The sequence below is a fragment of the Streptomyces sp. NPDC026500 genome (assembly GCF_055567635.1).
Genome location: NZ_JBVHQB010000015.1, coordinates 69,161 through 88,610, shown reverse-complemented (window position 1 = coordinate 88,610; position 19,450 = coordinate 69,161). Strand labels below are relative to the sequence as shown.

Sequence of the window (19,450 nt, the reverse complement as noted above, 5' to 3'; positions counted from 1 at the left end):
GGCCCCTGCCCGCGCCGGCTCGGTGTGCCCCCGGTAGCCTTCCGGCCTCGTATGACGCCACCCATAAAGCGGTCCTTCAGGGCCCATAAGTCAACCTTATGAGGTCATAGCCCGGACCCGCCTACTGACTTAGGTTTGCCTCAGCTTAGGCTTCCCGTCGAGTCCCCTGCCCCTGCTCGAAGGGAATCTGATCATGCCTCGCCCCCTGCGGGTAGCCATTGTCGGAGCCGGCCCCGCCGGCATCTACGCCGCCGACGCGCTGCTGAAATCCGCAGTGGCCGCCGAGCCCGGTGTCTCCATCGACCTGTTCGAGCGGATGCCGGCCCCGTTCGGTCTCATCCGTTACGGCGTCGCCCCCGATCATCCCCGGATCAAGGGCATCATCACCGCCCTGCACCAGGTGCTCGACAAGCCCCAGGTCCGCCTCTTCGGCAACGTCGACTACCCGCGCGACATCAGCCTCGACGATCTGCGCGCCTTCTACGACGCGGTGATCTTCTCCACGGGTGCGACGGCCGACCGGGCCCTCGACATCCCCGGCCTCGACCTCGACGGCTCGTACGGCGCGGCGGACTTCGTCTCCTGGTACGACGGTCACCCGGACGTTCCGCGTACCTGGCCGCTGGAGGCGGAGAAGGTCGCCGTCCTCGGCGTCGGCAACGTCGCGCTGGACGTGGCCCGCATCCTCGCCAAGACCGCCGACGAGCTGCTGCCCACCGAGATCCCGCCGAACGTCCACGAGGGACTCAAGGCCAACAAGGCCCTTGAGGTCCACGTCTTCGGCCGCCGGGGCCCGGCGCAGGCGAAGTTCAGCCCGATGGAGCTGCGCGAGCTGGACCACTCGCCGAACATCGAGGTCATCGTCGACCCCGAGGACATCGACTACGACGAGGGTTCGATCGCCACCCGGCGCGGCAACAAGCAGGCCGACATGGTCGCCAAGACCCTGGAGAACTGGGCGATCCGCGACACCGGCGACCGCCCGCACAAGCTGTTCCTGCACTTCTTCGAGTCGCCGGCCGAGATCCTCGGCGAGAACGGCGAGGTCGTCGGCCTGCGCACCGAGCGCACCGCCCTCGACGGCACCGGAAACGTCAAGGGCACCGGCGAGTTCAAGGACTGGGACGTCACCGCGGTCTACCGCGCCGTGGGCTACCTCTCGGACAGCCTGCCCAAGCTCCCCTGGGACGTCGACTCGGGCACGGTGCCGGACGCGGCCGGCCGCGTGCTGGAGGACTCGGGCGAGCACCTGCAGTCCACCTATGTCACCGGCTGGATCCGGCGCGGTCCCATCGGCCTGATCGGCCACACCAAGGGCGACGCCAACGAGACGGTCGCGAGCCTGCTCGACGACCACGTGAACGGCCGTCTGCACACGCCCGCTTCGCCCGATCCGGCCGCCGTCGACGCCTTCCTCGGCGACCGGGACGTCCGTTTCACCACGTGGGACGGCTGGTACCGGCTGGACGCCGCGGAGAAGGCGCTGGGCGAACCGCAGGGCCGTGAGCGCGTGAAGATCGTCGAGCGCGAGGACATGCTGAGGGAGAGCGGCGCCTGAGCCATCGGCACCCCGGGCGGGGGCGGTTTTGAACACGTTCAAGTCGGGGCGTACGCTCCAGACATGAGCGACAGAGCCGCCCTGCTCAAGGGTATCCGCGCGTGGCTTGCCTTCTTCGTCGTCAGCCTGGTGCTCAGTGGCGCCACGGCCTTCCCCCTGGTGCACGAACTCCATTGGGCCGAGGACCTGTTGAGGTCCCTGACCGTGCCCGAGCACCTGCCCGTCCTGATGGACTGGATCGAGCGGGTGCGGCACGGCCTCGACGCCGCCGACGCCCAATACCCCTTCCTGCTCTACGGAACGGACTGGCTGGCGTTCGCGCATCTGGTGATCGCGGTCGCCTTCTACGGTCCGTACCGCGATCCGGTCCGCAACATCTGGGTCGTCGAGTTCGGGATGATCGCCTGCGCCGGCATCGTCCCGCTGGCCCTGATCTGCGGACCGATCCGCGGAATTCCCTTCTGGTGGACGGTCGTCGACCTGTCCTTCGGGATCTTCGGGGTGATCCCGCTGTACGTCGTCCGGAAGAGGATCAAGCGTCTGGAGGCGCTCACCACGGGCCGAACGGCCCCGCCGTCACTGGCTACTTGAGCGCCGCCAGGGCGATCCGCCGGGCGACCGGCTTCATCGACTCGCCCTTGGCGTCGGTGGAGTCGACCGAGTGGACGAGGGTGCGGGACAGGTTCCGGGTGCTCCCGAGGGCGGTGTGCCGGAAGGGACACCGCTCATCCTCCTGCCGTGTGCGACCCCTTCGGATCCTCATCGAGCACGGCGCCGTCCCCCGTATCCGGGCCGGGGTCGCCCCTGAGGGACGACCCGCCACGACCGCGAAGCGTGCCTCGCGACCGCCTCAGTCCCTGCGCAGGGCGGTCAGTGCGTCGATGCGGTTGGTCGTGATCGAGTCGACGCCGACGTCGAGCAGTCGGCGCATGGAGCGACGGGTGTCCGGGGTCCATACGGAGACCAGGTAGCCGTCGCGGTGAACGCGGGCCGTGAGGTCCCGGTTCACCAGCGGGAAGCGGTAGTTGAGCCAGCGCGGCCGTACGACGTCGAGCAGCCCGCGGCGCGGCGGCGCCACGGTCGTCCAGGTCAGCGCGATCTCCGCGGACGAGTCGGCGGCCCGCACCGCGAGCATGGCGGGCGCCGCGGCGCAGTAGTACACCCGCTCCTCGGCCCCGCACGCGCGCACCACGTCCACGACCTCGCGCGCGACCCTCGCGTCCACCGATCCGGGCAGATCGACCATGACCCGGCTGTCGCCGGTCGCCCCGAGGGCCTCCGCCAGCGTCGGCACACCGCCCTCCGTGAGTCCGCGCACCTCGTCGCTGGAGAGAGAACGCAGCGGCCGGTCGTGTCCCCACAGACGTTTGAGTGTCGCGTCGTGCAGCAGTACGGGTACGCGGTCGCGGGTCAGCCGTACGTCGATCTCCACGGCGTCCGCGCCCCGGTGGAGCGCGGAACGCAACGAGTCGATCGTGTTCTCACGGGCGCGATAGGGGTCGCCGCGATGGGCGACTGCGGTCACGGTGCGCATGATCCCATTGTGCTGGGTCAGAGCGCGAGCCAGGTCGCGGCGTACGTGTCGATCTCCGCGGCGAGTTTCGCCTTCCCCGCCTCTTCGAGGAACGACGCCTGCACCGCGTTCTTGGCGAGCGCCGCGAGGCCCGATTCGTCGAGGTCGAGGAGGCGGGCGGCGACCGCGTACTCGGTGTTGAGATCGGTGCCGAACATCGGCGGGTCGTCGGAGTTGACGGTGACCGTCACCCCGGCCGCCACGAACTCCTTGACGGGATGCTCGTCGAGGGTGCGGACCGCGCGCGTGGCGATGTTCGAGGTCGGGCAGACCTCCAGGGCGATGCCGTGCTCGGCGAGATGGGCGAGCAGCTTCGGGTCCCGCGCGGAACTCGTGCCGTGGCCGATGCGTTCGGCGCCGAGGAAGTTCAGCGCGTCCCAGACCGTCTCCGGGCCCGTCGTCTCACCGGCGTGCGGCACCGACCGCAGTCCCGCGGCGCGGGCACGGTCGAAGTACGGCTTGAACTGCGGCCTCGGCACGCCGACTTCGGGGCCGCCGAGCCCGAACGAGACGAGGCCCTCCGGCCGCAGCCGGTCGTCGGTCGCGAGCCGCATGGTCTCCTCGGCAGCCTCCAGGCCGGCCTCGCCCGGGATGTCGAAGCACCAGCGCAGGACGACACCGAGCTCGGCCTCTGCGGCCTTGCGGGCGTCCTCGATCGCGTCCATGAAGGCGCGCTCGTCGATTCCGCGCCGCGTGGAGGACCACGGAGTGATCGTCAGCTCGGCGTAGCGCACCTGCTGGCGCGCCATGTCCCGGGCGACCTCGAACGTCAGCAGCCGTACGTCCTCGGGCGTGCGGATGAGGTCCACGACGGACAGGTACACCTGGATGAAGTGGGCGAAGTCCGTGAACGTGAAGTAGTCCGCGAGCGCCTCGGGGTCGGTCGGCACCCGGGAGTCGGGGTGACGGGCGGCGAGGGCGGACACGATGCGCGGGGAGGCGGAGCCGACGTGGTGGACGTGCAGTTCGGCCTTGGGCAGCCCGGCGATGAAGGCGTGCAGGTCGCGGGCGTCGTCGCGTGAGGCGATGTGCTCGGTCAACGGGTTCCTCCCCGGAACGGCGTCCCCTGACCGTGACCGGCGGGGCGCGGGTGATCGGCTGATCGATGGTTCGGGGATCATCGTAGGCGGCCCCCGCCGCACGGGCCCGGTGTGTCCCGCGCGGGCCGTCGCGCGACGGAGATCCCCCGGAGCCGCACGGGCCGTAGCATGACGGAACGTACGAGAGAGGGGACCTCGCACATGTCCGACGACGCCCAAAGGCCGACAGCACCACGCGACACGGGCGCGTGGACTCCGCCGGGCGGGGCGAACCCGACGTCCGCGCGGAACGGGCCACCCGGGACGGGCACCGCGCCGGATGCCGGTCCGGATGCCGGTCCGACGGACGCGATACCCGGAGCGGACCGCGTATCCGCCGCCGACCCGGACCCCGTGGCACCTCCGGCGGACAGCGATCGGCACAGCGATCGCTACGGCCACCCGGACAGTGACCGGGACAGCGGTCGGGGCAGTGATCCGGACGGCGACCGAGATGGTGATCCGGGTTCCGGGCCCGAGGCGAGTGCGCGGTGGGTGGACAGCGCGTTCGGTGACGGACCGGAGCACCCGGCGCCGGCGGTGGGCGGTGTGTCCGGTGACGGGCCGATGGGTTCCGTGCCCGCGCAGGGCAGCGCGCCCTTCGACGCGCCTGTCCCCGATGCCCAGGTCTTTCTCGGAAAGCGCGCCGTCGACCGGGAACCCGAGTTCAACCCCTGGGCGCCGCCCGAGGAGATCGCCTCCTCCAGGGAGGCGGCGCGGGGGAGTGCCACGCCTCCTCCGGTGTACGGTCTGCCGGCAATCACCTCGCTGCCCGGTGCACCGGTCCCGCCCGGACCGGGAGGCCTCGGCAATCCCTCCTGGGACAACCCCTTCGCACCGCCCGCGGCCCGCAGCCCCTATCCGCAGCCCGTTCCCGGCGAGCCCGTCCCCCCGCCGCCGATCGCCCCCGACGGTCCGGGCCTCCCGTACGGCCACGGCTTCCCGCGGTACCCCGGCGCTCCCGCGGGTACCGCCTATCCGGGCGCACCGAGCTACGGCTGGCCCCTGGCGCAGCCCATGCCGAGCAATGGCATGGGGACCGCCGCGCTCGTGCTGGGCATCATCGCGGTGGTCCTGTTCTTCGCGTGGCCGTTGGCGATCGTGCTGGGCGTCCTCGCCGTGATCTTCGGTCTGGTCGGACGGGCCAAGGCCCGCCGGGGTGAGGCAACGAACTCCGGGCAGGCGCTGGCCGGGGTCATCTGCGGAGGTGTCGGCCTCGTCCTCGCTGTCGGCCTGGTCGTCTTCATCATCGTCGCTTCGGACGACGGCGGCAGCGGTGACCCGGGCGGCGACGACGGTTTCTCCACGTCCTTGGTCATGACACACCAGCGATAGCCCGGGGCCCGGGGCCCGGGCCCCGGGGCCCGGGGCCCGCAGCGATGGTCGCCACGGTCCGGGTCAGGTATGCCGGTGGGCCGGCATGTCGGCGGCAGCGTCAGTCGGCCGTCGGGGGTTCGTCGTCGGCGGCCACCCGTCCTCGGCCCCCGGGGTGGCGCAAGGCGCAGAAGAATCCGACGGCGAGCGCGACGGCCATGCCGTAGAAGACCCATTGGTTGGCCTCGGCGAAGTCCATCCGGACGCTCGCCATCACCTCGCGCATGGTCGAGGCGGTGGCGCCGGTGCCGGTGGGCTGCCGTGCGTCGGAATTGCCCGTGACCGCCTGGGCGATGTCCTTGGCCACGCCGTGGGCCTCGTCCGACGACAGGCCGTGGGACTGGAGCGTCGACACGACCTTGTCCGTCATCGTGTGCGTCAGGATCGTCCCGAAGACGGCGAGGCCCACACTCGCCGCGTAGTTGCGGACGGTCTGTGTGATGCCGGTGACCTCGCCGTACGAGGCGCCGATGGACCGGTTGACGGCGTCCGTGGAGGCGGGCGCCAGGATGAAGCCGATGCCGGCCCCCGCGAGGGCGACGTACGGCCATTGGTCGTGCATGGACAGATCGGTCAACTTGCGGGCCCAGAGGGCGAACCCGACCGCACCCAGGGCGGTGCCGATCTTCATGGCCGGCCGTGCGCCCTGTTTGTCCAGCATGCGGCCGCCCCATTGGGAGGCGATCGCGAAGCCCGCGAAGAAGTACAGCAGGTAGAGCGCCGCCTGATCGGGCGAGGCGCTGAGGGAGACCTGTGCGTACACCGAGGCGAAGAAGAAGACCGGCACGAAGGCGAGCATGGCGAAGAAGAGCACCATGGAGTCCACGGTGAACGCCTTGTCCTGGAAGACCGCCAGGTTGACCAGGGGGTGGCGCCTTTCCCGCTCGTAGCGCCAGAAGAGGATCAGGACGACGAGGCCGCCAGCGATGCAGCCCAAGGTCGCCGCGCTGTCCCAGCCCCAGTACGCGGCCTGCTGGAAACCGAGCACGCTCAGGCCCATGCCCACCGCGATCAGCAGGGCCCCGACGCCGTCCAGCGACTCGTCGCGCCGCCGGTCGGGAATGTGCGCCATCACGGTCAGGACCAGTGCCACGACGGCGACGGGCACGTTGACCCAGAAGATCGCTCTCCAGGTCCACGCCGTGAGCCAGCCGCCCAGCAGCGGGCCGATGGCCGTCAGCGCGCCGGACAGCCCGAAGAACAACGCCAGGGCCCGGCCGCGGCGCTGGACCGGGAACACGGCCACCACCACGGCGAGTGCCGCGGGGAAGAGTAGAGCGGCCCCCAGGCCCTGTGTCGCCCTGAAAATGATCAGCCAGGTCTGGGCGAAGTCTCCCTTGGGCACGCATCCGCAGAGTACCGACGAGATGACGAACACGAGGGTGCCGACGACGACGACACGGCGTGGCCCGAAAAGGTCCGCCAGGCGCCCGCCGAGGGCGAAGAACGCGGCCAGCGACAGCAGGTAGGCGTTGACCACCCATTGCATGCCGGAGGCCGACAGCCCCAGCTCGCGGACGATGTCCGGCGCCGCGATGGAGACGATCGTCTGGTCGATGAACGTCATCGCCACGGCGAAGAGCATGGCCGCGAGTGCCAGCGATTGGTGCGGGGCGCGGGTCGCTGCGGGCGCGGCCTTGTCACGTGCCGCATCGATGCCAGTCACACGCACAGTTTCAGCCGGTTCGGGTCCCGTCGCATCCGCAGTGCGGCGCGACCGGCCGGCTGCCGTTGCCCGCAGCGCCGCCCGAGCCGCGAACCGGCCTCCACCGACCGGAAGCCGTCGGGATCACTGCCGGGTCCCCAAGCTTCCGGGCTCGCGGGCGGCCCGCCGTCAGAAGTCGCCGACCGGCGCTCCGCCCTCCCCAGCATGGTCCGGGCGAAGGCTCTCCGGGGAGGCGCGCGGGTCAGCCCCAGGCCCTCCGGACCTGCAACCGGCCCAGCCGTCGTGAGTCGCAGGTGTCGGACCCCGGGCCCCCCGGCCCACCGGGCCCCCCGGCCCACCGGGCCCCCCGGCCCACCGGGCCCCCCGGCCCACCGGGCCCCCCGGCCCACCGGGCCCCCGCCCCACCGGGCCCCCGCCCCACCGGGCTCCAGTGGCCCCGGCCCCCGGGACGCCCCTCGCGGCTAGCGCAACCGCTCTCGTGCCTCCATCAGTGCGAAGCCCAGCAGGTTCGGTCCACGCCAGTGGCGGGGGTTCGACGCGCCCTCGTCGGTCGCGGCTAGTCCGATGCCCCAGACCCGGTCCATGGGACTCGCCTCGACCAGTACCCGCCCGCCGGTGCCCAGCAGGAACGCCCGCAGGCCGGGGTGGGCGGAGAACTTGTGGACGCTGCCCTCGACCACGATCTCGAACCGCTCGCGCTCCCATATGGCGTCGTCGAAGCTGCGCACCAGCCGGCCGGCCTTCTTGGCGAGCGCGGGGTTCGGTGCGTCCAGCGCCTTCCGCTCGGCGTCCGCGTCGCCGAAGAGGCGCGCCTTGGACGCCATCATCCAGTGCTCCGCCGTCGCGTAGGTGACACCTTCGACCACGAAGGGTGACGGCCACCACTGGCTGAGACAGCTCGACCCCACCTGGCCGTCCGCCCTCGGGCGGTGCCCCCAGAAGTGCAGGTACTTCACCCGCGTCCCCGACTCCACCGCACTGACCAGTGCTTCCCGCGACCCGATCTTCCCCATGCACGCCACTGTGGCACGCACCACTGACATTCCGTCCCGCCTTTTCCGGGAGGACTCGACACCTGGTCGAAGGATTCCGTCGCGTAACCAAAAGGCAACAACGGAATCACTTGTTGGAGTCCCTTTGCTCTGTCAGGATCGGCACTCAAATCGAGCTGGAGCTACGCCGACCCTCGTCTCGACGGGGAGGACGGCGGAGGAGAGCGACATGCACAATCCGGGCCATCGCTTCCAGGCGCAGGACCGCCTCGCGGACGGCGCGCAGTACATCGGAGGCCGTCTCACCAAGGGCACCTCCGGTCGTACGCACGCCGTCGTGAACCCTGCCACCGGCGAAGAGGTGTACACGTACGAGCTGGCGAGCACCGCCGACGTGGACGCGGCCGTCGCGGCCGCCCGCGCGGCGTTCCCCGGCTGGGCGGGCACCACCCCCGGGGAGCGTTCCGACGCGCTGCACCGCTTCGCCGCCGTGCTCGCCGAGCGTGCCGAGGAGTTCGCCCAGGCCGAGTCACTCCAGTGCGGAAAGCCCCTCAAGCTGACCCGCGAGTTCGACGTGCCGGGAACCATCGACAACACCGCCTTCTTCGCAGGCGCGGCCCGGCATCTGCAGGGCCAGTCGGCAGGTGAGTACTCCGGCGACCACACCTCGTACGTACGCCGCGAACCCATCGGCGTCGTCGGCTCCATCGCGCCCTGGAACTACCCGCTCCAGATGGCCGCCTGGAAGATCCTCCCGGCCGTCGCGGCCGGCAACACCATCGTGCTGAAGCCGGCCGAGCTGACCCCGCTCACCTCGCTGCTGTTCGCCGACGCGGCCACCCACGCGGGTATCCCGGACGGGGTCATCAACATCGTCACGGGTCTGGGCAAGGAGGCCGGTGAGCATCTCGTCGGGCATCCCGACGTCGCCATGACCTCCTTCACCGGGTCGACCGCCGTCGGCAAGCGCGTCGCCGAGATCGCCACCTCGACCGTCAAGCGCCTCCACCTGGAGCTCGGCGGCAAGGCCCCCTTCCTCGTCTTCGACGACGCGGACCTGGAGGCCGCCGTGCACGGCGCGGTCGCCGGTTCGCTCATCAACACGGGCCAGGACTGCACGGCCGCCACGCGCGCGTACGTGCAACGGCCGCTCTACGAAGCGTTCGTGGAGCGCACCGGCGCCCTGATGGCGAGCGTCCGCGTGGGCGATCCCTTCGCGTCGGACACCGACCTCGGCCCGCTGATCTCGCACGCCCAGCGCGACCGCGTCGCCGGATTCGTCGACCGGGCCCGCGGCTACGCGCGCGTGGTCACCGGCGGCGAGGCCCCACAGGGTGAGCTCAAGAGCGGCGCGTACTATGCGCCCACGCTCGTCGCCGACGCCGGGCAGGACAGCGAGATCGTGCAGGCCGAGATCTTCGGCCCGGTCCTCGTGGTGCTCCCCTTCGACACCGACGACGAGGGCATCGCGCTGGCCAACGACACACCATATGGACTCGCCGCCTCCGCCTGGAGCCGCGATGTCTACCGTGCCAACCGCGCGACCCGCGAGATCAAGGCCGGCTGCGTCTGGATCAACGATCACATTCCGATCATCAGTGAGATGCCGCACGGCGGTTACAAGGCGTCCGGCTTCGGCAAGGACATGTCCGCCTACTCCTTCGAGGAGTACACGCAGATCAAGCACGTCATGTTCGACAACACCGCGGTAGCCAGGAAGGACTGGCACCGCACGGTCTTCGGGGACCGGCCGTAGCCGATCGACCGGCTACGGCCACATGGCAGACCAGGCCGCGACCACGGCCGCGACCCTTCCGAAAGGGCATCAGAGCATGGAGCAGTACGAGCCCGAACGCCTGTCCCCGGTGCAACTGGCCGCCTTGCGGCGCAGCTTCCGGAATGGCAGGGCGTCCCTCACCCGCCGGTCACTGCTGCGCGCCTCGGCGGGCGGCGCGCTGGCCGTCGGCGGTCTCGGGGCGCTGAGCGCCTGCGGGATCCCCGCGGCCGGCAAACCCCAGGGCAGTGTGTCGTCGGAGGACCACTCGGCCAAGGAGAAGACGATCAACTTCTCCAACTGGACCGAGTACATGGACGTCGACGACAGCGAGAAGCACCACCCCACGCTGGACACGTTCACCAAGCGGACCGGCATCAAGGTCAAGTACACCGAGGACATCAACGACAACGTCGAGTTCTTCGGCAAGATCAAGCCGCAGCTCGCCGCGGGCCAGGACACCGGGCGCGACATGATCGTCGTCACCGACTGGCTGGCGGCCCGGCTGATCCGCTTCGGCTGGGTGCAGAAGCTCGACCCGTCGAACCTCCCGCACGCCTACACCAACCTGTCCGCCCAGTTCCGCAACCCGGACTGGGACCCCGGACGCGCTTACTCCTACCCCTGGCAGGGCATCTCGACCGTCATCGCCTACAACAAGAAGGCGCTCGACGGGGTCGAGGTCAGGTCCGTCTCCGACCTGCTCGACAACCCCAAGCTCAAGGGGCGCGTCGGCTTCCTCTCGGAGATGCGCGACAGCATCGGCATGACGCTGCTCGACATGGGCAAGGACCCGGCGAACTTCACCGACGACGACTTCGACGCGGCGACAGCACGCCTCCAGAAGGCCGTCGACAAGGGCCAGATCCGCCGCTTCACCGGCAACGACTACACGTCCGACCTCACCAAGGGCGACCTCGCGGCCTGTCTCGCCTGGGCCGGTGACGTGGTCCAGCTCAAGGCGGACAGCCCGGACGTCGACTTCATCATCCCGGACAGCGGCTATCTGACGTCCACGGACAACATGCTCGTCCCCAACAAGGCACGTCACAAGACGAACGCCGAGCGGCTCATGGACTTCTACTACGAGCCCGAGCCCGCGGCGGAGCTCTCCGCCTACATCAACTACGTCTGCCCGGTCGACGGGGTGAAGCCGTATCTCGCGAAGATCGACAAGGACGCGGCGAACAACCCGCTGATCATTCCTGACAAGGCCATGGCCGCGAAGTCCCACGCCTTCCGCTCGTTGAGCCAGAAGGAAGAGACGGCCTACGAAGAGAAGTTCGCGAAGCTCACAGGGGCGTGACCACCATGACGAACGAAAACAGCGGCGACGTCCGCCTCTCCGGGATCAGCAAGACGTACGGCGCCTTCACGGCCGTACACCCCCTCGACCTGACCGTGCCGCAGGGCTCGTTCTTCGCCCTCCTCGGGGCGTCGGGCTGCGGCAAGACCACCACCCTGCGGATGATCGCCGGCCTGGAGGAGCCCACCTCGGGCGTCGTCTCGCTCGGCGAGCAGGACGTGACGAACCTGCCGCCCTACAAGCGCCCGGTGAACACGGTCTTCCAGTCGTACGCCCTCTTCCCGCACCTCGACATCTTCGAGAACGTCGCCTTCGGCCTGCGCCGGCGGGGCATCAAGTCGGTGAAGAAGCAGGTCGAGGACATGCTCGACCTCGTACAGCTCGGTGAGCAGGCGCGCAAGAAACCGCACCAGCTCTCCGGCGGCCAGCAGCAGCGTGTCGCCGTGGCCCGCGCGCTGATCAACCACCCCAAGGTGCTGCTCCTCGACGAGCCGCTCGGCGCCCTCGACCTCAAGCTGCGCCGCCAGATGCAGCTGGAGCTCAAGCGCATCCAGACCGAGGTCGGCATCACCTTCATCCATGTCACGCACGACCAGGAGGAGGCCATGACCATGGCCGACACCGTCGCCGTGATGAACGCGGGCCGAGTCGAGCAGCTCGGCGCGCCCGCCGACCTCTACGAGAACCCGAACACCACCTTCGTCGCCAACTTCCTCGGCACCTCCAACCTCATCGAGGCCGAGGTCGACTCCCGCAGCGGCGACGACATCGTGCTCAAGGCGGGCGGCGGCAAGCTGGTGCTCCCCGTGGCGCGCTGTTCGGCGACCGCCACGACCGGCGGCAAGGTCCTGGTCGGAGTCCGCCCGGAGAAGATCTCCCTCACGCACGCCGACGACGCGGGCGAGATACCCGCCGGCCGCAACCGGATCACCGGCAAGATCGCCGACTCCAGCTTCATCGGCGTCTCCACCCAGTACGTCATCGACAGCGCGGTCTGCCCCGAGTTCGAGGTCTACGCCCAGAACATCGACCGGGACTCCCGGCTCGTCCCGGGCGCGGACGTCGTCCTGCACTGGAGCCCGGCGCACACCTTCGGCCTCGACGCCGCCCAGGACATCGACGCGGGCGTCGACCTGGCCGAGGAAGAGGCCGCCTGATGGCCACCGTCACCGAGGTGGAGGCGCCACCGATCGCGCCGCAGCCCACCGAGAAGCCGCCCAGGAAGCGTGGCCGCCTGGTCCCGTACTGGCTGCTGCTGCCCGGACTTCTGTGGCTCGTCGTCTTCTTCGCGCTGCCGATGGTCTACCAGGCCTCCACGTCCGTGCAGACGGGCTCCCTGGAGGAGGGCTTCAAGGTCACCTGGCACTTCCAGACGTACTGGAACGCCCTCTCCGACTACTGGCCGCAGTTCCTGCGCTCCGTGCTCTACGCCGGCGCCGCGACGATCCTGTGTCTGGTGCTCGGGTATCCGCTCGCTTACCTGATCGCGTTCCGGGCGGGCCGCTGGCGCAACCTGATCATGATCCTGGTGATCGCGCCGTTCTTCACCAGCTTCCTGATCCGCACGCTCGCCTGGAAGACGATCCTCGCGGACGGCGGCCCGGTCGTCGGCGCCCTGAACTCGCTGCACGTCCTGGACGTCACCAACTGGCTCGGCTTCACAGCGGGGGACCGCGTCCTCGCCACCCCGCTGGCGGTGGTCTGCGGACTCACGTACAACTTCCTGCCGTTCATGGTGCTGCCGCTCTACACCTCGCTGGAGCGCATCGACGGACGGCTGCACGAGGCGGCGGGCGACCTGTACGCGCGGCCGATCACCACCTTCCGCAAGGTGACGTTCCCGCTGTCGATGCCCGGTGTGGTCTCGGGAACGCTGCTGACCTTCATCCCCGCCAGCGGTGACTACGTGAACGCCGACCTGCTCGGCTCCACCGACACCCGGATGGTCGGCAACGTCATCCAGACCCAGTTCCTGCGGATTCTCGACTATCCGACGGCCGCGGCGCTCTCGTTCATTCTCATGGCCGCGATCCTCATCATGGTCACGCTCTACATCCGCAAGTCCGGGACGGAGGATCTGGTTTAAATGGCCTTCGTGAACTGGCTCAAGCGCCATTTCGTCGTCATCGCCGGCCTGGTGACGCTCGGATATCTGCTGCTGCCCAACATCGTCGTCACGGTGTTCTCCTTCAACAAACCGAAGGGGCGCTTCAATTACGAATGGCAGCAGTTCTCCACGGACGCCTGGCGCGATCCGTGCGGGGTCGCCGACATGTGCGGCTCGCTCTCGCTCAGCCTCCAGATCGCCGTCTGGGCGACCGTCGGGGCCACCGTCCTCGGCACGATGATCGCCTTCGCACTGGTCCGCTACCGCTTCCGGGCGCGCGGCGCGGTGAACTCGCTGATCTTCCTGCCGATGGCGATGCCCGAGGTCGTCATGGCCGCCTCGCTGCTCACTCTGTTCCTCAACATGGGCGCTCAGCTGGGCTTCTGGACGATCCTGATCGCCCACATCATGTTCTGTCTCAGCTTCGTCGTGACGGCGGTCAAGGCCCGTGTCATGTCGATGGACCCGCGACTGGAACAGGCGGCCCAGGACCTCTACGCCGGCCCCGCGCAGACCTTCCTGCGCGTGACCCTGCCCATCGCGGCCCCCGGAATCGCCGCGGGCGCGCTGCTCGCTTTCGCGCTCTCCTTCGACGATTTCATCATCACCAATTTCAACGCGGGCTCGACCGTCACGTTCCCCATGTTCGTCTGGGGTTCGGCACAGCGCGGAACACCCGTTCAGATCAATGTCATCGGTACGGCCATGTTCCTCGTCGCCGTACTGTTCGTCCTGGCCGGAATGGTCCTCGGCAATCGCCGGAACAGGCAAAAGGCATAACGCTCGTCACCCTTGTTGGGAGTTGAAATCATGGCCCCAAGCGCCATGACCCGTGGTAATCAGTGGACGAAATCTCTTTCCGACGCCCAGCCGGTCCCGTACTGGCTGGACGACCCCGGCAAACCCCGCCCCGAGCCCGCGCTCACCGGCGCCGAGACTTGCGACCTGCTGGTCGTCGGCGGCGGCTACAGCGGACTGTGGACCGCGCTGATCGCCAAGGAGCGCGACCCCGGGCGGGATGTCGTCCTGGTGGAGGGCCGCGAGGTGGGCTGGGCCGCCTCGGGCCGCAACGGCGGCTTCTGCGCCGCATCCCTCACCCACGGTCTGTCCAACGGGCTCACCCGCTGGCCGGACGAGATCAGGAAGCTGGAGGAGCTGGGCGCTCGCAACCTCGACGAGATCGAGGCGGCCGTCGCCCGCTACTCCCTCGACTGCGACTTCGAGCGCAGCGGTGAGATCGACGTCGCCACCGAGCCGCACCAGGCGGCCGAACTGCGCGACTGGCACCAGGAGCTGGAGCGCGAGGGCCTCGCCGACGGCATCGAGTTCCTGGACACCGGGGCCGTACGGGAACAGGTCGACTCCCCGACCTTCCTGGCCGGGCTGCACGACCGTCGTGGTGTCGCCATGCTCCACCCGGCCAAGCTGGCGTGGGGCCTGAAGCGGGCGTGCGTCGAGCTCGGAGTGCGGGTGTACGAGCACACGCCGGCCCTCGCACTGAAGCCGTCCGGCGCCGGCATGGCCGTCCGCACGCCGTACGGCTCGGTCCGCGCCCGCCGGGTGGCCCTCGGCACCAACATCTTCCCGAACCTGGTCAGGCGCGTCCGCTCGTACACCGTCCCGGTCTACGACTACGCGCTGATGACCGAGCCGCTCAGCGCCGACCAGCTGGCCTCCATCGGCTGGAAGAACCGCCAGGGCCTCGGCGACTCGGCCAACCAGTTCCACTACTTCCGGCTGTCCGCCGACAACCGGATCCTGTGGGGCGGCTACGACGCGATCTACCCCTACGGCGGCCGGTTGAACGCCGAGCACGACGACCGCCCGGAGACGTACGCCAAGCTCGCCGGGCACTTCTTCACCTGCTTCCCGCAGCTGGAGGGCGTCCGTTTCTCCCACGCCTGGGGCGGCGCGATCGACACCTGCTCGCGGTTCTCGGCGTTCTTCGGCAGCGCCCACGGGGGCAAGGTCGCCTATGCGGCGGGCTATACGGGCCTCGGAGTCGGCGCCACCCGGTTCGGCGCCGACGTGATGCTCGACCTGCTGGCGGGGGAGCGCACCGAACGGACCGAGCTGGAGATGGTCCGCCGCAAGCCGCTGCCGTTCCCGCCCGAGCCCTTCGCCTGGACCGGTATCGCGCTCACCAAGTGGTCGCTGGCACGGGCGGACACGCACGGCGGCCGGCGCAATCTGTGGCTGAAGACGATGGACAAACTGGGCCTCGGCTTCGACAGCTGAGGGCGTGCGTCGCCGGAATGTCCTCCACGGCTGAGGGCCTGCCCCCTCGAACGCGATCCACGAGCGTGCGCCCTTGAACCTGATCCACCGGCGCGCGAACCCAAATACGATCCACCGGCGCACGCGTCCGATCGTGATCCACCGGCGCGCGCCCGGTGTCGGCCGGGTGTGACCTGAACCATTGTCAACTCGTAGCCGGAACCCGCGTAATGACCGGCCCGGACCTCCCTCTCCTCTGTGACGCGACCGGCGTCGACACGAGAGGGAGGTTCCGTCATGACAGGGCCCAATGCGGCGGTCGATTGGCTGGCATCCGTGGCTCCGGATCCCGAGGCCTGCCGCTGGGAGTGGGAGCGCAATCCCCGCGGGATCGCGCTGCTGCCGGCGGGAAGGGCCTGGGACGTCCTCATTCTGCCGGGCGAGCTCGGCTATCCGACCCTCGACGTACTGACCCGGGTGATCGACCAACCCGGTCCGGTGCTCGTCGACTTCGGCGACGCCCGGATGGGTTTCTTCGTGCCGGCGGGCACCGCGGCTCGTTGGCTCGGCACGGGGGTGCGCACGGCGGGCCACGGCACCTGGATCGTGGTGCCGTACCCGGGACGGTCGACCGGCGGGGTCCGGTGGCTGGTCCCGCCGGACGGCTCCGGCACGCTCACCGACCCGGCACTTCTCGAACTGGCCATGCACGAGGCCGCGGCGGCCCTCGCCGGGAACGAGGACCGACGGCGGTGAGGGGCCCGGCTCGGCGACGGTGGGAACCGAGGCCGGCGACGGTGAGGGGCCGGGTTCGGTGAGGGGCCGGGGTTCGGCGACGTTGGGGGTCGAGATCGGTGACGGTGCGGGGTCGGGATCGGCGACCGTCCGGAAGGCGGCCCGGTGAGTTTCCGGCGGCCGTTCGAAGTCCGTTGCCTGTCGGAGGGCTTGACAACCGAATTGGTCTGGACCAAGTTGGGCGCGCTCCATCCTCCAACTCCCCCATGCCCGGAGGCAATCGTGGACCGCACCAGACACAACAGACCGTTCGCGCACGGTCGGCGAACGCTGCTCGCCGTGTGCACGGCCACTGCCCTGGCCGTACCCGGCATGGTCGCGCTCTCGTCGGCCGCCCGCGCGGCCGACGCGGACCTCGCCAGGAACGGCGGATTCGAGTCGGGCCTGAGCGGCTGGACTTGTACGGCGGCGAGCACCGTCAATTCTCCGGTCCGGAGCGGTGGTTCGGCGCTGATGGCGACCCCGGCCGGCAGCGACTACGCACAGTGCTCGCAGACCGTGACCGTGAAGCCCGACGCGCAGTACACCCTCTCCGGCTACGTCCGCGGCAGCTATGTCTACCTCGGCGCGACCGGCACCGGTACGACCGACGTCAGCACCTGGACCCCCTCCGCGGCCGACTGGCAGCAGCTGAGCACCACCTTCCGCACCGGCGCCGCCACCACCCAGGTCACGATCTACACGCACGGCTGGTACGGCACCGGCGCCTACTACGCCGACGACCTCTCGCTGACCGGCCCCGGCGTCGCCGCGGGCCAGCCGCCGGCCGCGCCCACCGGACTGACGGTCGGTACCGTCACCTCCTCGGCGGTCGGCCTGTCCTGGACGGCGGTGACCGGCGCGACCGGCTACGCCGTCTACCGCGACGGAGTGGACGGAGTGAAGGTCCAGACGGTCACCGGCACCTCGGCCACCGTGAGCGGGCTGTCCGCCTCGACCGCGTACTCCTTCCAGGTCGCGGCGACGAACGACGCGGGCGAGTCCGCGAAGTCGGCCACGGTCACCGCGACCACCTCGGCGGGCTCCGGCGGGGGCGGCGGAGGCTCCTCCGACCTGCCCACCCACGCCCTGGTCGGCTACCTCCACGCGAGCTTCGCCAACGGCGCCGGCTACACGCGCATGGCCGACGTACCCGACAGCTGGGACGTCATCGACCTGGCCTTCGGTGAACCGACCTCCGTCACCTCGGGCGACATCCGCTTCAACCGCTGCCCGGTCACCGAGTGCGCCACGGTGGAGAGCGACGCCGACTTCAAGGCCGCGATCAAGGCCAAACAGGCGGCCGGCAAGAAGGTGCTGATCTCGATCGGCGGCCAGAACGGCCAGGTCCAGCTGACCACCACGGCCGCCCGCGACACTTTCGTCTCCTCGGTCTCGAAGATCATCGACACCTACGGCCTGGACGGCCTGGACATCGACTTCGAGGGCCACTCGCTCTCCCTGGACGCGAGCGACACGAACTTCAAGAGCCCGACCACCCCGGTGATCGTCAACCTCATCTCGGCCCTGAAGACCCTGAAGGCCAAGTACGGCTCGAAGTTCGTCCTGAGCATGGCCCCGGAGACCTTCTTCGTCCAGCTCGGATACCAGTACTACGGCACGGGGAAGTGGGGCGGCCAGGACCCGCGCGCCGGCGCCTATCTCCCGGTGATCTACGCCCTGCGCGACGACCTGACGCTCCTGCACGTCCAGGACTACAACTCCGGCTCGATCATGGGCCTCGACAACCAGTACCACTCCATGGGCGGCGCCGACTTCCACATCGCGATGACCGACATGCTCCTGACGGGCTTCCCGGTCGCGGGTGACGCGGGCAACGTCTTCCCGCCCCTGCGCCCCGACCAGATAGCCATCGGCATGCCCGCCACCACCAACGCCGGCAACGGCTATGTGGCCCCGGCCGAGGTGACCAAGACGCTCGACTGCCTCACGAAGAAGACCAACTGCGGCTCGTACGCGACCCATGGCACCTGGCCGGGTCTGCGCGGCCTGATGACGTGGTCGGTCAACTGGGACCGGTTCGGAGGCTGGGAGTTCTCGCGGAACTTCGACGCGTACTTCGGCTGACGAAGAGCCGCAGGGAGCACAGCAGCACCGCGCAGAGGCACCAACTGGCCACCACGTCCAGTGGCCAGTGGTAGCCGCGCCGGATCAGGCCGAAGGCCACGCACGCGTTCACGGCCGCACAGACGCTCAGCAGTGCGCCACGGGCGCCCGCGGTGCGGAGCAGGGGGAGGAGGAGCAGCGTCGCGGCGCCGTACGCGATGAAGGCGGTGGCGGTGTGCCCCGAGGGATAGAAGCCGGTGCCGGGTCCCATGACCGGGGGGCCCGGCCGGGCGACGAGTTCCTTCAGCGGCACGATCACCGCGGGGACAAGGGCCATCAGGACCGCGGCGGCGGCCGGAGGCAGCCACCATCGGTCCAGACCGGTGGCGCGGCCCCGCCGGGCGACGTACATCAGCGCCAGGACGAGCACCGGAACCGCCACCTGGATGTTGCCGAGGTCGGCGAGCAGCTCGGAGAACCGGTCCGGGTGGACGAGGGCGCCGCTCAGCCGCTCGTCCAGGCTCACGAGCGGGCCGCCCGCCACGACCTGCCAGGTGATGAGCACGAAGCAGAGGGCGGGCAGGCCGAACAGGAGGGGCGTGCGGGGCATGGGGGACAGCCTGCCATTGTCCCCGCCGGCTCGGCACCGCCCGCGTGCGATGGCCGGCGGAAGAAGAGACCTGGCAGAGGAAGTGGCCCGGCAAGGAGGGCCCTGGAGAAGAGAGAGGCCGGGGAGAAGAGGCACCCGGCAGAAGAAGGAGGTCGGCCGCCCCGGAACAGGGGGGGGGGTGGTTCCGAGGCGGCCGACCGGACCGGAATGCCGCGCGCCCCGGGGGGTTTGGGGCGGGCGACTGTCCGATCGGTGAGGAGCACCGGAGCCGGAGCTCCGGGTGTGTGCGCGAGGGCACGACCAGGGCGAAGCCGGGGAAGCCTCGGCCCGGTGTCACCCACAGTCCCCTGTGG

Annotated in this window: 16 protein-coding genes and 1 pseudogene; 11 read left to right on the top strand and 6 right to left on the bottom strand. The window is 69.9% G+C overall.

Annotated elements, in window-relative coordinates:
- Positions 1 to 193 precede the first annotated feature (193 nt).
- Together ACZ4N5_RS25970 and ACZ4N5_RS25965 are read left to right on the top strand one after the other, a co-directional pair.
- Positions 194 to 1,558, top strand: a complete 1,365-nt coding sequence (locus ACZ4N5_RS25970) for an FAD-dependent oxidoreductase (RefSeq protein WP_467759460.1) — start codon at positions 194 to 196, stop codon at positions 1,556 to 1,558.
- 63 nt (positions 1,559 to 1,621) lie between these two features.
- Positions 1,622 to 2,149 (top strand): hypothetical protein, encoded by a 528-nt coding sequence (locus tag ACZ4N5_RS25965; RefSeq protein WP_467759459.1) that lies wholly within the window; start codon positions 1,622 to 1,624, stop codon positions 2,147 to 2,149.
- Here the strand turns inward: ACZ4N5_RS25965 and ACZ4N5_RS25960 are convergent.
- The 3 genes and pseudogenes from ACZ4N5_RS25960 to ACZ4N5_RS25950 form a co-directional block, all read right to left on the bottom strand.
- Complete coding sequence (locus tag ACZ4N5_RS25960) at positions 2,142 to 2,321, bottom strand: hypothetical protein (RefSeq protein ID WP_467759458.1); 180 nt, start codon at positions 2,319 to 2,321, stop codon at positions 2,142 to 2,144. The two genes, ACZ4N5_RS25965 and ACZ4N5_RS25960, sit on opposite strands and share 8 nt — an antisense overlap.
- A gap of 87 nt (positions 2,322 to 2,408) precedes the next feature.
- Positions 2,409 to 3,092 (bottom strand): glycerophosphodiester phosphodiesterase, encoded by a 684-nt coding sequence (locus tag ACZ4N5_RS25955; protein ID WP_467759457.1) that lies wholly within the window; start codon positions 3,090 to 3,092, stop codon positions 2,409 to 2,411.
- Positions 3,093 to 3,109: 17 nt separating this feature from the next.
- Positions 3,110 to 4,238 (bottom strand): annotated as a pseudogene (locus tag ACZ4N5_RS25950) (adenosine deaminase).
- A gap of 467 nt (positions 4,239 to 4,705) precedes the next feature.
- On the opposite strand from ACZ4N5_RS25950, the gene ACZ4N5_RS25945 reads away from it, so the two are divergent.
- The gene (locus ACZ4N5_RS25945) at positions 4,706 to 5,545 is read left to right on the top strand and encodes a DUF4190 domain-containing protein (RefSeq protein ID WP_467759456.1); all 840 of its coding nucleotides are present in this window, start codon (positions 4,706 to 4,708) and stop codon (positions 5,543 to 5,545) included.
- A gap of 100 nt (positions 5,546 to 5,645) precedes the next feature.
- Here the strand turns inward: ACZ4N5_RS25945 and ACZ4N5_RS25940 are convergent, their stop codons facing one another.
- Together ACZ4N5_RS25940 and ACZ4N5_RS25935 are read right to left on the bottom strand one after the other, a co-directional pair.
- A complete protein-coding gene (locus tag ACZ4N5_RS25940) occupies positions 5,646 to 7,169 on the bottom strand; it encodes an MFS transporter (RefSeq protein ID WP_467759583.1) in 1,524 nt (507 codons plus the stop codon).
- A 542-nt stretch (positions 7,170 to 7,711) separates the two neighbouring features.
- The gene (locus ACZ4N5_RS25935) at positions 7,712 to 8,263 is read right to left on the bottom strand and encodes an NADAR family protein (protein WP_467759455.1); all 552 of its coding nucleotides are present in this window, start codon (positions 8,261 to 8,263) and stop codon (positions 7,712 to 7,714) included.
- 208 nt (positions 8,264 to 8,471) lie between these two features.
- Here ACZ4N5_RS25935 and ACZ4N5_RS25930 point away from each other — a divergent pair, with 208 nt between their 5' ends.
- The 8 genes from ACZ4N5_RS25930 to ACZ4N5_RS25895 all read left to right on the top strand — a co-directional run bounded on the left by ACZ4N5_RS25930 (position 8,472) and on the right by ACZ4N5_RS25895 (position 18,508).
- Complete coding sequence (locus ACZ4N5_RS25930; protein ID WP_467759454.1) at positions 8,472 to 9,998, top strand: gamma-aminobutyraldehyde dehydrogenase; 1,527 nt, start codon at positions 8,472 to 8,474, stop codon at positions 9,996 to 9,998.
- 76 nt (positions 9,999 to 10,074) lie between these two features.
- The gene (locus ACZ4N5_RS25925; protein ID WP_467759453.1) at positions 10,075 to 11,322 is read left to right on the top strand and encodes a polyamine ABC transporter substrate-binding protein; all 1,248 of its coding nucleotides are present in this window, start codon (positions 10,075 to 10,077) and stop codon (positions 11,320 to 11,322) included.
- A 5-nt stretch (positions 11,323 to 11,327) separates the two neighbouring features.
- Entirely contained in the window at positions 11,328 to 12,479 is a 1,152-nt protein-coding gene (locus tag ACZ4N5_RS25920) for an ABC transporter ATP-binding protein (protein WP_467759452.1), read from the top strand.
- Positions 12,479 to 13,408, top strand: a complete 930-nt coding sequence (locus ACZ4N5_RS25915) for an ABC transporter permease (protein WP_467759451.1) — start codon at positions 12,479 to 12,481, stop codon at positions 13,406 to 13,408. Before ACZ4N5_RS25920 ends, ACZ4N5_RS25915 begins: the two co-directional genes overlap by 1 nt.
- Positions 13,409 to 14,209: an ABC transporter permease gene (locus tag ACZ4N5_RS25910; protein WP_467759450.1), complete on the top strand. Its 801-nt coding sequence runs from the start codon at positions 13,409 to 13,411 to the stop codon at positions 14,207 to 14,209.
- Positions 14,210 to 14,239: 30 nt separating this feature from the next.
- Complete coding sequence (locus tag ACZ4N5_RS25905; protein WP_467759449.1) at positions 14,240 to 15,667, top strand: NAD(P)/FAD-dependent oxidoreductase; 1,428 nt, start codon at positions 14,240 to 14,242, stop codon at positions 15,665 to 15,667.
- A gap of 276 nt (positions 15,668 to 15,943) precedes the next feature.
- Complete coding sequence (locus ACZ4N5_RS25900; protein WP_467759448.1) at positions 15,944 to 16,402, top strand: bifunctional DNA primase/polymerase; 459 nt, start codon at positions 15,944 to 15,946, stop codon at positions 16,400 to 16,402.
- A gap of 351 nt (positions 16,403 to 16,753) precedes the next feature.
- On the top strand, positions 16,754 to 18,508 hold the full coding sequence (locus tag ACZ4N5_RS25895; RefSeq protein ID WP_467759582.1) for a chitinase: 1,755 nt from the start codon (positions 16,754 to 16,756) through the stop codon (positions 18,506 to 18,508).
- Here ACZ4N5_RS25895 and ACZ4N5_RS25890 read toward each other — a convergent pair.
- On the bottom strand, positions 18,447 to 19,097 hold the full coding sequence (locus ACZ4N5_RS25890; RefSeq protein WP_467759447.1) for a phosphatase PAP2 family protein: 651 nt from the start codon (positions 19,095 to 19,097) through the stop codon (positions 18,447 to 18,449). The two genes, ACZ4N5_RS25895 and ACZ4N5_RS25890, sit on opposite strands and share 62 nt — an antisense overlap.
- Positions 19,098 to 19,450 lie beyond the last annotated feature (353 nt).